At 50.4% G+C, this 13601-nt stretch carries 12 protein-coding genes, 2 tRNA genes and 2 other RNA genes; 8 read left to right on the top strand and 8 right to left on the bottom strand.

Annotation, left to right across the window (positions count from 1 at the left end):
• Positions 1–6: 6 nt before the first annotated feature.
• Positions 7–654 (bottom strand): YchE family NAAT transporter, encoded by a 648-nt coding sequence (locus tag FDW95_RS15050; protein ID WP_115259934.1) that lies wholly within the window; start codon positions 652–654, stop codon positions 7–9.
• A 486-nt stretch (positions 655–1140) separates the two neighbouring features.
• Here FDW95_RS15050 and adhE point away from each other — a divergent pair, with 486 nt between their 5' ends.
• A complete protein-coding gene (gene adhE, locus FDW95_RS15045) occupies positions 1141–3819 on the top strand; it encodes a bifunctional acetaldehyde-CoA/alcohol dehydrogenase (protein ID WP_096756796.1) in 2679 nt (892 codons plus the stop codon).
• 243 nt (positions 3820–4062) lie between these two features.
• On the opposite strand, the gene tdk is transcribed toward adhE, so the two are convergent.
• Entirely contained in the window at positions 4063–4680 is a 618-nt protein-coding gene (gene tdk, locus FDW95_RS15040; protein WP_115258305.1) for a thymidine kinase, read from the bottom strand.
• 648 nt (positions 4681–5328) lie between these two features.
• Here tdk and hns point away from each other — a divergent pair.
• Entirely contained in the window at positions 5329–5742 is a 414-nt protein-coding gene (gene hns, locus FDW95_RS15035) for a histone-like nucleoid-structuring protein H-NS (protein ID WP_096756794.1), read from the top strand.
• 137 nt (positions 5743–5879) lie between these two features.
• On the opposite strand, the gene galU is transcribed toward hns, so the two are convergent.
• The 3 genes from galU to rssA form a co-directional block, all read right to left on the bottom strand.
• Positions 5880–6788, bottom strand: coding sequence for a UTP--glucose-1-phosphate uridylyltransferase GalU (galU, locus tag FDW95_RS15030; RefSeq protein ID WP_096756793.1), 909 nt, complete (start codon positions 6786–6788; stop codon positions 5880–5882).
• A 203-nt stretch (positions 6789–6991) separates the two neighbouring features.
• Positions 6992–8005 (bottom strand): two-component system response regulator RssB, encoded by a 1014-nt coding sequence (gene rssB / locus FDW95_RS15025; RefSeq protein WP_096756792.1) that lies wholly within the window; start codon positions 8003–8005, stop codon positions 6992–6994.
• 90 nt (positions 8006–8095) lie between these two features.
• Complete coding sequence (gene rssA, locus FDW95_RS15020; protein ID WP_115258304.1) at positions 8096–9001, bottom strand: patatin-like phospholipase RssA; 906 nt, start codon at positions 8999–9001, stop codon at positions 8096–8098.
• A 111-nt stretch (positions 9002–9112) separates the two neighbouring features.
• On the opposite strand from rssA, the gene FDW95_RS15015 reads away from it, so the two are divergent.
• From FDW95_RS15015 to FDW95_RS14990, 6 genes are all read left to right on the top strand, one after another.
• A complete protein-coding gene (locus FDW95_RS15015) occupies positions 9113–9568 on the top strand; it encodes a YchJ family protein (protein WP_115258303.1) in 456 nt (151 codons plus the stop codon).
• Positions 9569–9622: 54 nt separating this feature from the next.
• Positions 9623–10465, top strand: a complete 843-nt coding sequence (gene purU / locus FDW95_RS15010) for a formyltetrahydrofolate deformylase (RefSeq protein ID WP_115258302.1) — start codon at positions 9623–9625, stop codon at positions 10463–10465.
• Positions 10466–10620: 155 nt separating this feature from the next.
• Positions 10621–10705 (top strand) — tRNA-Tyr (locus FDW95_RS15005).
• Between the two features lie 44 nt (positions 10706–10749).
• Positions 10750–10881, top strand: a non-coding RNA gene (locus FDW95_RS15000) — RtT sRNA.
• A gap of 35 nt (positions 10882–10916) precedes the next feature.
• Positions 10917–11001 (top strand) — tRNA-Tyr (locus tag FDW95_RS14995).
• A 45-nt stretch (positions 11002–11046) separates the two neighbouring features.
• Positions 11047–11177: non-coding RNA, RtT sRNA (locus FDW95_RS14990), on the top strand.
• Between the two features lie 127 nt (positions 11178–11304).
• Here FDW95_RS14990 and narI read toward each other — a convergent pair.
• The 3 genes from narI to narH all read right to left on the bottom strand — a co-directional run.
• Positions 11305–11982 carry a respiratory nitrate reductase subunit gamma gene (gene narI, locus FDW95_RS14985; RefSeq protein ID WP_115258301.1) on the bottom strand — a complete coding sequence of 226 codons (678 nt, stop codon included), beginning with the start codon at positions 11980–11982 and terminating at the stop codon, positions 11305–11307.
• Positions 11982–12692, bottom strand: a complete 711-nt coding sequence (gene narJ, locus FDW95_RS14980) for a nitrate reductase molybdenum cofactor assembly chaperone (protein WP_096756787.1) — start codon at positions 12690–12692, stop codon at positions 11982–11984. The genes narI and narJ overlap by 1 nt, the downstream gene beginning before the upstream one ends.
• Positions 12689–13601 (bottom strand): nitrate reductase subunit beta (gene narH, locus FDW95_RS23880; protein WP_249359132.1); only part of this gene is annotated, 913 nt, incomplete at its 5' end. The genes narH and narJ, both read right to left, overlap by 4 nt.

Here is a 13601-nt window from a genome sequence, read left to right as displayed (position 1 = left end):
GTCCCGTCAGGCCAGTAAGCCCGGGAAAATAGATTTGATGCCGGTGACGATGAATTCAATCCCCAACGCCATGAGCAATAAGCCCATAATACGGGTAATAACGTTAATACCCGTTTGCCCCAACAGGCGTACCAGCCAAGGAGCCATACGAAACAGTCCCCAACAGCATAAGGCAAACAGTGCAATCGCCACAAAGAACCCGAACAGGTTTAATGCGCTATGATAGCGAGTCCCCCAGACGATGGTTGAACTTATCGCCCCCGGCCCCGCCATCAACGGCAATGCCAACGGAACAACACCAACATTCTCGCGTATGGCAGTCTCTGACTTTTCCTGTTTGTTTTGTTTATCTTCCCCGAGTTTCCCACTGATCATCGACATTGCAATGGTTACCACCAGAATCCCGCCGGCAATTCTGAACGAATCAATCGAGATACCGAAGAGTTGCAGGATCGCATCACCAAGAAACAACGAGGTCCACAAAATAATCGCCACCGACAGGTTTGCCGTCAGATTGGTTTTGTTACGCGCCGCTGCGGTTTGGTAGCTGGTCATACTGATAAAGACCGGGATGATCCCGACGGGGTTGACCAACGCAAATAACCCAATGAAAAACTTAAAGTAAAGAGGAAAATCAAATAGCGTATGGATCACGGTTAGCTCCGAAGCGTTAGCCGGATAAAATGAGTCATAAAAAATGTTAAAAACCGCGCTGAAGATACGCTTTTTGGCAGCATTCTTCACCTTCTATCTGCGTTAATCTCTGTAAACGTGCTACCAATACTCGGTGTTATTAATATGTATGAAATATGCTAATGTTAATCTCATTCATTCCATCAATTCGTTAACACTTGCCGATAAACACTAAAAGAGCCTGCTGAAAGGTGTCAGCTTCGCGTAAACTTGATCCAGATCACGCAATTACTACTCAGAAGTGAGTAATCTTGCTTACGCCACCTGGAGAAAACGCGTTAGAGTTGAATACGCTAGCGTATAAGCTCTTTTAGTAAATCAATGTAAGGCGGGCGTTAATTAACCGTTTGATTTTCAAAACGTTACACAAATTTTCGTCGATCTGTCTATACTCTCGTAGCGAGCAGATGATTTACTAAAAAAGTTTAACATTATCAGGAGAGCATCATGGCTGTTACTAATGTCGCTGAACTTAACGCACTTGTAGAGCGCGTAAAAAAAGCCCAGCGTGAATATGCCAGTTTCACTCAAGAACAGGTTGACAAAATCTTCCGCGCCGCCGCTCTGGCTGCCGCAGACGCTCGAATTCCTCTCGCGAAAATGGCCGTTGCCGAATCTGGCATGGGTATTGTCGAAGATAAAGTGATTAAAAACCACTTCGCATCTGAATACATCTATAACGCTTACAAAGATGAAAAAACCTGTGGTGTCCTGGCCGAAGACCATACTTTTGGGACCATCACTATCGCTGAACCGATTGGTATCATCTGCGGTATCGTTCCAACCACTAACCCAACGTCTACTGCAATCTTCAAATCGCTGATCAGCCTGAAGACGCGTAACGCTATCATCTTCTCTCCACATCCGCGTGCTAAAGATGCAACCAACAAAGCGGCAGACATCGTTCTGCAGGCTGCTATCGCTGCTGGCGCACCAAAAGACCTGATTGGCTGGATCGATCAACCTTCTGTTGAACTGTCTAACGCTCTGATGCACCACCCGGACATTAACCTGATCCTTGCGACCGGTGGTCCTGGTATGGTTAAAGCAGCATACAGCTCTGGTAAACCGGCAATCGGTGTTGGCGCAGGTAACACCCCTGTTGTTATCGACGAAACAGCAGATATCAAACGTGCCGTTGCTTCCGTGCTGATGTCTAAAACCTTCGACAACGGTGTAATCTGTGCGTCTGAACAGTCCGTTGTGGTAGTAGATTCCGTATACGACGCCGTTCGCGAACGTTTTGCCAGCCACGGTGCCTATATGCTGCAGGGCAAAGAGCTGAAGGCTGTTCAGGACATCATCCTGAAAAATGGCGCGCTGAACGCGGCTATCGTGGGTCAACCGGCATACAAAATCGCTGAGCTGGCTGGTTTCTCCGTGCCGACTAACACCAAGATTCTGATTGGTGAAGTTAAAGTTGTCGACGAAAGCGAACCGTTTGCTCACGAAAAACTGTCTCCGACGCTGGCAATGTACCGTGCGAAAGACTTCGAAGATGCAGTTGTTAAAGCTGAAAAACTGGTTGCTATGGGCGGTATCGGTCATACCTCTTGCCTGTACACTGACCAGGACAACCAGCCAGAACGCGTTGCTCACTTCGGTCAGATGATGAAAACTGCACGTATCCTGATCAACACCCCGGCGTCTCAGGGTGGTATCGGCGACCTGTACAACTTTAAGCTTGCACCATCCCTGACTCTGGGTTGTGGTTCCTGGGGTGGTAACTCCATCTCTGAAAACGTTGGTCCTAAGCACCTGATCAACAAGAAAACCGTTGCTAAGCGAGCTGAAAACATGTTGTGGCACAAACTTCCGAAATCTATCTACTTCCGCCGTGGCTCACTGCCAATCGCGTTGGATGAAGTGATTACCGATGGTCACAAACGTGCGCTGATCGTGACCGACCGCTTCCTGTTCAACAACGGCTACGCTGACCAGATCACGTCTGTTCTGAAAGCTGCGGGCGTTGAAACCGAAGTGTTCTTTGAAGTTGAAGCTGACCCGACGCTGAGCGTTGTGCGCAAAGGTGCTGAACTAGCCAACTCCTTCAAACCAGACGTGATCATCGCGCTGGGTGGCGGTTCCCCGATGGACGCAGCGAAAATCATGTGGGTCATGTACGAACATCCGGAAACCCACTTCGAAGAACTGGCGCTGCGCTTTATGGACATCCGTAAACGTATCTACAAGTTCCCGAAAATGGGCGTGAAAGCGAAAATGATCGCCGTCACCACCACTTCCGGTACCGGTTCTGAAGTCACCCCGTTTGCGGTTGTAACCGACGACGCTACTGGTCAGAAATATCCACTGGCAGACTACGCGCTGACTCCGGATATGGCGATTGTCGATGCTAACCTGGTGATGGATATGCCGAAGTCACTGTGTGCGTTCGGTGGTCTGGATGCCGTCACTCACGCCCTGGAAGCTTACGTTTCCGTACTGGCTTCTGAGTTCTCTGACGGTCAGGCTCTGCAAGCGCTGAAACTGCTGAAAGAAAACCTGCCTGCGTCCTACCACGAAGGTTCTAAGAACCCGGTAGCTCGCGAGCGTGTACACAGTGCAGCGACCATCGCCGGTATCGCGTTTGCTAACGCCTTCCTCGGTGTATGTCACTCCATGGCGCACAAGCTGGGTTCACAGTTCCACATTCCTCACGGTCTGGCGAACGCCCTGCTGATCAGCAACGTTATTCGTTATAACGCAAACGACAACCCGACTAAACAGACTGCTTTCAGCCAGTACGACCGTCCGCAGGCCCGTCGTCGCTACGCTGAAATCGCAGACCATCTGGGTCTGAGCGCACCGGGCGACCGTACCGCAGCGAAAATCCAGAAACTGCTGGCATGGTTGGATGAGATCAAAGCTGAACTGGGTATTCCTAAGTCTATCCGTGAAGCTGGCGTTCAGGAAGCTGACTTCCTGGCACATGTTGACAAACTGTCTGAAGATGCGTTTGACGACCAGTGCACCGGCGCTAACCCGCGTTACCCGCTGATTTCTGAACTGAAACAGATTCTGCTGGATACCTTCTACGGTCGCGAATACAACGAAGGTGAAACTGCCGCTAAAACTGAAGCAGCTGCCGCGCCTAAAGCAGAGAAAAAAGCGAAGAAATCCGCTTAATTCAAAAATCTAAGCTGTAGTATCACGTCGAACGGTCCCTTTAGGGGACCGTTTTTTTTCGCCTGATTTATTATCACCTTCACAGCGCAAAAACTCATGCAGACCATCGTGGTGAATGGACAAGCCCGTAGGAGATTGGAGGAGGATGCGCGTAAAGGGTCTACAGAGGTGATTGTAGGGTAGTACTTCTGACTTATGGCCAGTGGTCTACCCTGCGCGTTACAGCGCCCAGGCTAGCGTAGATTAATCGTGGCTGTGCCGTTCCTGAATGGCCGTCAGAGAGCCCTCAGATTGCGCCTCTTTATAGTGCTTGCGGCATACCGACACATAGCGTTCATTGCCACCAATAACCACCTGTTCTCCCTCGTTATAAGGTCGTCCAGCTTGATCAAGACGTAGTACCATACTCGCCTTCCGCCCGCAGAAACAAATAGTCTTTAATTCGACCAATTTATCTGACCAGGCAAGCAGGTATTCGCTACCGCCAAATAATTCACCACGAAAATCGGTGCGTAACCCGTAACACAAAACCGGAATATCCAGCTGATCGACAACCTCGGATAATTCATAAACCTGCTGGCGTGTCAAAAACTGTGACTCGTCAACCAGTACACAATGTATTCTCTGCTGCGCATTCTCCGCGCGAATTTCTTCGAACAATGATGAATTTTGGTTAAACAGTTTTGCAGGTGACGACAGACCTATACGTGAACTTACTTTCCCTGTTCCAAACCGATCGTCGATTTCCGCTGTATATACAACGGCACGCATGCCACGTTCCTGGTAATTGTATGAAGATTGCAGCAAAGCGGTCGACTTCCCCGCATTCATTGCAGAATAGTAAAAATATAGCTGTGCCATTGACCGTCAGCCCTCACCTGAGTAAATAAATATGGGCGCGATTGTATCATAATTCACAAACATGTCTGCGCACCGTTGTCGCCCACATACGTATAAAAAATCGCGTCAGCATCACTCATCAGCCTCCTAAATATGACGAACTACGGTAAGGTTCAGGAAACAGACTTAAGTTATGGGTCGCACAGTGATGCACACCACCAATGCTCGAATAATCTGACTTATGACGGTATATACACATTCTTTCACAAATAGTGCCCTTGAAATTCATCAACGGTGCTTATCATCACAGTTCAATAAAGAAACCTTGCTTTCAATGTTATTGAATCCCCCTACGAACACCCTGTAATAGTGAATTCCCGTAAGCAAAACTAATACAAAAGGTTGAAATTACTGCAAACAGATACAATTACCGTGCTGTAAAATGTGACCTGAATCTTGAATTTTCCTGCATGACTGAAGAGTAGCCCCCACACCAATAAGCCTTTTTTATGCCCTTTCCCGGACGAAATTTAACGACAATGAATTAATGCAGATACTAAATAAAGCGCAATTTTGAATTCCTTACATTCCTGGCTATTGCACATCTGAATTTATCGCTCTATTATTAGCTCAACAAACCCCACCCAATATAAGTTTGAGATTACTACAATGAGCGAAGCACTTAAAATTCTGAACAACATCCGTACTCTTCGTGCGCAGGCAAGAGAATGCACTCTGGAAACGCTTGAAGAAATGCTGGAAAAATTAGAAGTTGTCGTTAGCGAGCGTCGCGAAGAAGAAAGCGCTGCCGCTGCTGAAGTTGAAGAGCGCACTCGTAAACTGCAACAATATCGTGAAATGCTGATTGCTGACGGTATTGACCCGAACGAACTGCTGAATAGCATGGCTGCGGTTAAAACCGGTGCTAAAGCCAAGCGCGCAGCACGCCCAGCTAAATATAGCTATGTTGACGAAAACGGTGAAACGAAAACCTGGACCGGCCAGGGTCGTACACCGGCAGTAATCAAAAAAGCGATGGAAGAACAAGGTAAACAGCTGGACGATTTCCTGATCAAGGATTAATCCACAATTAGTTTGCTTAAAATCCCGCCGACGGCGGGATTTTTTTTACCTGTACTTCGCATAACACCTACCCATAGGGGTATAAAAAAACGGCGCTGGATAAACAGCGCCGTTGCATGCGGATTAATAACGTGATGTTACTTCTTAATACCCATCTCGTCTTCAAGCCAGGCTTTAAATTCAGCGCCAAGGGTATTATGACGAATACCATATTCGACGAACGCTTGCATATAACCCAGCTTATTACCACAGTCATGGCTTTTGCCCTTCATGTGATAGGCTTCAACCGTTTCTTTTTCAATCAGCATATCGATAGCATCGGTCAACTGAATTTCGTCACCTGCGCCCGGAGGCGTTTTTGCCAGCAGAGGCCAGATATCTGCACTCAGGACATAACGCCCTACAACCGCAAGATTAGATGGCGCGACATCGGCTTTCGGTTTTTCCACAACACCGACCATCGGTACGCTTTCGCCCGGCGCTAATTCCACACCTTTACAGTCCACCACGCCGTAAGCCGTCACATCTTCTACTGGCTCCACCATAATTTGGCTGCTGCCTGTTTCATCAAAGCGACTAATCATTTCGGCGAGGTTATCGCGGGATAAATCAGATTCGTATTCGTCGAGAATAACATCCGGCAGGATGACCGCTACGGGTTCATCACCAACAACCGGGTGCGCACACAATACAGCGTGACCCAGACCTTTTGCCAGCCCCTGACGAACCTGCATAATCGTCACGTGCGGTGGGCAAATAGATTGCACTTCTTCCAGCAACTGGCGCTTAACACGTTTTTCCAGCATAGCTTCAAGTTCAAAGCTGGTATCGAAGTGGTTTTCAATCGAATTTTTAGACGAGTGAGTCACAAGGACAATTTCAGTGATACCCGCGGCAATACATTCGTTGACGACGTATTGAATTAATGGCTTATCAACCAGCGGTAACATTTCTTTAGGAATTGCCTTGGTCGCCGGTAACATCCTGGTTCCTAATCCCGCTACCGGGATAACGGCTTTTTTGACTTTCGAATTAAGGGCAGCCATTTAAAACTCTCCTGGACTGTTCATGTATTGAACGTGTTCATCAATCTGTATCGCATCCGAGTATATCAGTACCGCGACAAGCTTCAGGTCTGAAAAGGACGCGCGTCGGTATAATTAAGATAAATACGAATAAATCTGGCGCTGATAGTAGCACTGCAAAAGACAGGGAGGTGAGCCAATTTGAATCCCTGCCTCTCGATTGTTCATTCTGCGGACAACATCAGTCGCAGACGCCCCCCGGCACCCCAAATTTGGCACTGCCAGGACTCACAGCGTTGGCTTAGTTGGTTGAGGTACGTATTCCCCAACGTTCCCAACGGAACACCATTACTGATTTGCACGTTGTGGCTACCAGTATTTAAGGTCGCATTCAGACCCGCAGAGACCAGGACCAAATTTTTTAAACCGCTATGGTAGTAACCCACCAGCAACGGAAATTGTCCCGGTAGATTGGCCTGTCGCAGCAGATGATTAACCTGTTTCAGGAGCGTACCGAGTTCCGGCAACCGTTGATTCTGATGTGCCAGTTGCTCTTGTAGCAGCCCATTAAACAGTGCCCGTAACAACAGTGCCGCCAGCACGCCATTATCCCCTGCCCGCGTCACATCCAGGCAATAGAAGGCAAGATCGTGTTCCGACAACGGCGCAATATCAAGGACCAGGCCGGGTTGATCGGCGGCAACCAGTTGACGGTAGTTGATGCGACACTGTGAAATCACCTGTTGAACCGGTGGCTGTAGCTCTTGTAACAGTTTTGCTGCTGCTGCGGGGTCGCCGACCATCGCATCCCAGTCACGAAATAACCGCTCTTCTTCTTCAACGCGCGAGTTAAACATGTTGGGGTAAAGGCACGCAAAAACCGTTTCCCGTAGTCGGTTAAGGTCTTTCACCGGCTTAAGCAACACATCATCCACACCGAGGCGAAGTGCTTTGGCAATATCAGACATATTTTCTGTCGCGGAGATAACCAGGATTGGCGTCCGATCGCCACGGTTACGCAGGTATTCAACCAGTTTGAGACCGTTCATTCTCGGCATCGCAAGATCGCAGATCATCAGATCGGGTGTAAAGCGCCCCAATAATTCCAGCGCATCAAGCCCATCGCCCGCTACAGCCGTTGTCGCTCCCAAAGAGGAAAACCATGAGTCCAGAAGTGAGCGAAATACAGGCTCATCTTCAACAATAAGAATCTGTTTTCCGACCAATGGCTGCGTCATATTCTCCCCCCTGACTGGCTTTAATCAATAGTGGCATGCTATTGCTACTCACGCCTGTCAGAATTGACTTAAGTGTTGATAAAAAATGCGTTAGATGTTGGTCTTCACCAGTGGCAGCAACTCATCCATTTTTTTCTCTACCGCAAGCTGCCCGGCAGCAATAGCTGCACCAGCACGGTGGAAGTCCAGCGTGGATATTTGCGGACAAAACGGTTGAATTAGAATATCTGGCGGGTCGCCGGCCATGCGGTTACGTTTAAGCCGGTTTTCCAGCACCTGAATAGAGGTGGTCATGATCTCCATCGCCGTGGGCGCAGTGACCGTTCGTCTGGCGGTGATATTACTCAACCGCTCTTTCAGACGCGCATGCCATGAAAGCTCGTCATCACTCGAGTCGGTATCATTGCTGACGTTAAAGGAGAGCAGATCTTGTTGCATGAGGTGCGCATCATGTTGCAGGTCAACCGCAATGACGATATCGGCGCCTAGCGCACGCGTCAGCGAAACCGGCACAGGGTTAACCACCGCACCATCAACCAGCCAATAACCATTATGTGCAACCGGGGACATCAGACCAGGAATACTGCAAGAGGCCCGCACGGCAAGGTGTAAATCACCTTCGGTAAACCACAGTTCGCGACCCGTACTCAGATTCGTCGCGACGGTAGCAAACCGGCGCTGGCAGTGTTCAATTGACTCGACAGGCATGACGTTGCGGTATTGATTAAACACGCGTTCACCGCGCAGCAATCCGCCTCTGCGCCAGGAGAGATCCATCAGGCGTAAAACATCCCAATAGCTGAACGAGCAGACCCATTGCTCGAGGGCGGGTAATTTATTACACGCATAGGCGGCGCCAACCAACGAACCGATTGAGCACCCTGCAACGATATCAACATCAATGCCCATATGTTTAAGGGCCTTAATCACACCAATATGCGACCAGCCTCGTGCCGCGCCGGAACCTAGCGCCAGCCCAATTTTTATTTTTCTCATTGTACCTACAGACTTCCCCTGGCTTGCAGACGTAGCAACATCACTACGGCTCAGTTAACATAGTGCTACCGTGGCGTTTTTACGCCGTTTTTTTATTCCAGGGAGTATTTTGTGTCTCAGCTTTGTCCCTGTGGTAGCGCTGTCGAGTATAGCCTATGTTGCTACCGTTATGTGTCTGGCGCGCAAGTAGCACCAACGCCGTCACACCTCATGCGTTCTCGTTACTGTGCTTTTGTGATGAAAGACGCAGATTACCTGATTAAGACCTGGCACCCCGACTGTCATGCTGCCGCATTTCGCGATGAGATTAGCGCAGGATTTGCCCATACCGAATGGCTTGGACTTACCCTTTTTGAACAGGCAACGTCGGACACAGAAAATACCGGCTATGTCAGCTTTGTGGCGCGGTTTTCCGAACAGGGGAAAACGGGCGCCATTATTGAGCGCTCTCGTTTTTTAAAAGAAAACGGCCAGTGGTATTATATTGATGGTACGCGCCCGCAAATTGGCCGTAACGATCCCTGCCCTTGCGGGTCAGGTAAAAAATTTAAAAAGTGCTGCGGCTAACCCACGCCCGACAGCATCTATTACGCAAACATTTTCAACAGGAATACCCCGGCAATGCATTCACAACAACGTAAAGTTCTGCGCACTATCTGCCCCGACCAAAAAGGTTTGATCGCACGCATTACCAATATTTGTTACAAGCATGAACTGAACATCGTGCAAAACAACGAGTTTGTTGACCACCGTACCGGTCGCTTTTTTATGCGTACAGAACTGGAAGGCATTTTTAATGACGTCACGCTGCTGACCGATCTCGACGGCGCACTGCCTGAAGGATCCATTCGCGAACTTACGCCAGCAGGCCGTCGCCGCATCGTTATTTTAGTCACCAAGGAAGCGCATTGTCTGGGCGACCTGTTAATGAAAGCCAATTACGGTGGACTCGATGTTGAAATTGCGGCGGTAATCGGCAACCACGACACGCTGCGTTCGCTGGTTGAACGTTTTGATATTCCTTTTGAGCTAGTCAGCCATGAAGGATTAACCCGCGAAGAACACGATCAAAACATGGCCGATGCCATCGACGCCCACCAGCCTGATTATGTGGTGTTGGCGAAATATATGCGTGTCTTGACGCCAGAATTTGTTTCACGCTTCCCGAACAAGATTATTAATATTCACCACTCGTTCCTGCCTGCCTTTATTGGTGCACGTCCGTACCACCAGGCTTATGAGCGCGGCGTCAAGATCATTGGTGCAACGGCTCACTATGTGAATGATAACCTCGATGAAGGTCCAATCATCATGCAGGACGTGATTCACGTGGATCACACCTATACCGCAGAAGATATGATGCGCGCAGGCCGCGACGTAGAAAAGAATGTGTTAAGCCGTGCGCTGTATCAGGTTCTGGCCCAGCGAGTCTTTGTTTACGGTAACCGAACGATTATTCTGTAATCACCAATAATATGAATTGATTAGCTTTACTGCGTTACGGATGAAAAACACGCAAACGATCTACGTTAAGCAAAGGAATGCTTTACAGCGGCGCGTCATTTGATATGATGCGCCCCGCTTCCCAAGGAAGCAGGCCAGTAAAAGCATTACCCCGTGGTGGGGTTCCCGAGCGGCCAAAGGGAGCAGACTGTAAATCTGCCGTCATCGACTTCGAAGGTTCGAATCCTTCCCCCACCACCATTATTCACTACAGCGATGTAGTTAACTCGATGAGCAATGCAGAAGTTTGCACTTATCGGGGAAGGGTGAGAACCTTCGATTAAGGTTCGACTCGAGCGAAAGCGAGAGAACGTTGCTAAAGGCAACGGCCCGAAGGGTGAGGAGCGAAGTGACGAATAATCCTTCCCCCACCACCATCCTCATAGCATTACCTACAATTTGAATTACCCCTGGTGGGGTTCCCGAGCGGCCAAAGGGAGCAGACTGTAAATCTGCCGTCATCGACTTCGAAGGTTCGAATCCTTCCCCCACCACCATCAATCCCCTGTAATACCTCAGCTAAATCAAAGCACAATGCCCTATATTCTGCCCATGCGGGAAGGATGAGAATCTTCGATTAAGGTTCGATTCGGGCATAGCGAGAAAGCGTTGCCGCAGGCAACGACCCGAAGGGCGAAGCGCGCAGCGCTGAGTCATCCTTCCCCCACTACCACTTCCCTGTAGTACCCTTAGCTAAACAGCTAAACCCCATAGGCCGGATAAAACGTATTCGCCACCACCCGGCAACAGCCATAAAAAAACCCCGCCGAAGCAGGGTTTACAATGACGCAGAGAATCGATTAGTGGCGTGCGCGAACAATCTGGTATTTGCGGGTCAAATACTCGACTGGCACGCTCCAGATGTGTACCAGACGCGAGAACGGGAACAGCAGGAACAGCGTCATACCGAGCACCAGGTGCATACGGAAGATAAACGCCACACCGTCCAGGTACTGGGACGCGCCGCCGTGGAAGGTCACCACGGACTGTGCCCAGTTGACCAGCTTCATCATCTCACTCCCGTCCATATGCTGGGCGGAGAACGGAATCGTCAGCAGACCCAGCGCACACTGGATAACCAGAACGGACAGCACCAGAATATCCGCGCCGGTGGTAGTGGCACGCACGCGTGGGCTGAACAAACGGCGTTTGAGCAGCAATACACCACCGACCAGACACATCACGCCGGACGCACCGCCTGCAAACATGGCCATTTTCTGTTTCACTTCCAGCGGCAGCCACGCTTCGTACATCCAGTGCGGCGTTAACATCCCCAGGAAGTGGCCGGCGAAAATACCCAGGATCCCGATATGGAACAGGTTTGACGCCATGTTCATCCCTTTGCGATCCAGCATCTGACTGGATGCCGCACGCCAGGTGTACTGCCCGTAGTCATAACGCAGCCAGCTACCAATCAGGAAGACAGAACCCGCAATGTACGGATAGATGTCAAAAAAGAACGTATTCAGGAAGTGCATTATTGCTGTCCTCCGGTGGTGATATTCAGATACTGCGGCGCGACGGCCCCGGCAAAACGACGCTGGTGAGCGGAGATCTCAGATTCACCGCACCCCTGATCGGCAAAGAATTTCACCTGCTCTTCTTCCCAGACAGCGTCCAGCGCCTGCGGAGTATCATCGCGAACTTCATCCGCAATTTTCTCCGCCACTTTGTCGCTGTCGATAGCCGCATTCGCCAGTTTCAACAGCAGATCGAACAGCACGGCGTAGCGACTTTCACGCTGTTGCAGACGAGCACTGAGCAGGGCCAGAATCGGGGCGATATCCTGCAAACCACCCAGCGCCTCCTCCTTCGGCAACTGCGCCAGATATTCCAGGTACAGCGGCAGATGGTCCGGTAATTCGCGGCTGTCGAGCTGTAAACCGTGCTGCTCGTACTGCGCCATCAGGTCAACCATCGCCTGACCGCGGTCGCGGGATTCACCATGCACATGTTCAAACAACAGCAGCGAGGTTGCACGGCCACGGTCGAACAGTTCACTGTAGCGGGACTGTGCGTCCAGCATGTCCTGCGCGGTTAAATCGCGCAGGAAGACGCCCAGAGTCTGGGCATCATCTTTGTCCAGGTTTTCAGATGACGCGAGTGCATCAAAAAGTTCCTGCTGATGCTGCCATAAGGCAGCATCCGGGTACTCGAGCAGACGCGAAACAATGACGAGTTCAATCATTGGTGCGGCTCCGTTTTGCTGGTCACATCGACAGCATCGATGCGGCGACTGTTGAACAGATTGAATTTGGTGTCCGAACCGTGGCAACCGTCGCCGAAGGTAAAGCCACAACTGCTTTTCTCCGGGAACGCTTCACGCGCCAGCTCACGATGGCTGCTCGGTACCACGAAACGATCTTCGTAGTTCGCGATGGCCAGGTAGCGGTACATTTCCTGTGCCTGCGCTTCAGTCAGACCAACTTCTTCCAGCGCACGGGTGTCGACTTTACCGTCAACGGTTTCCGCACGTTTAAAGTGACGCATCGCCAGCATGCGCTTCAGCGCCAGTACCACCGGCTGCGTATCCCCTGCAGTCAGCAGGTTTGCCAGGTACTGAACCGGAATACGCAGGCTGTCCACGTCCGGCAGAATACCGTTGCTGCCCAGCTCACCCGCATCAGCCGCAGACTGAATCGGTGACAAAGGCGGAACATACCAGACCATTGGCAGCGTGCGGTATTCTGGGTGCAACGGCAGCGCCAGCTTCCAGTCCATCGCCATTTTGTACACCGGAGACTGCTGGGCCGCGTCGATCACGCTCAGCGGAATACCGTCTTTCAGTGCCTGCTCAATGACCGCCGGGTCATTCGGATCGAGGAACACGTCCAGCTGACGCTGGTACAGATCTTTCTCGTTCTCGGTGCTTGCCGCGCTTTCAATGGCGTCAGCGTCATACAGCAGTACGCCGAGGTAACGAATACGTCCGACGCAGGTTTCGGAGCATACGGTCGGCTGACCGGCTTCGATACGCGGATAGCAGAAAATGCACTTCTCTGACTTACCGCTCTTCCAGTTGAAGTAGATTTTCTTGTACGGGCAACCGGTAATACACATACGCCAGCCGCGGCACTTGTCCTGGTCGATCAGCACG

The organism is Citrobacter sp. wls718 (genome assembly GCF_005280945.1).
Classification (GTDB): domain Bacteria; phylum Pseudomonadota; class Gammaproteobacteria; order Enterobacterales; family Enterobacteriaceae; genus Citrobacter; species Citrobacter gillenii.
This window is presented reverse-complemented; position numbering and strand designations above follow the sequence as displayed.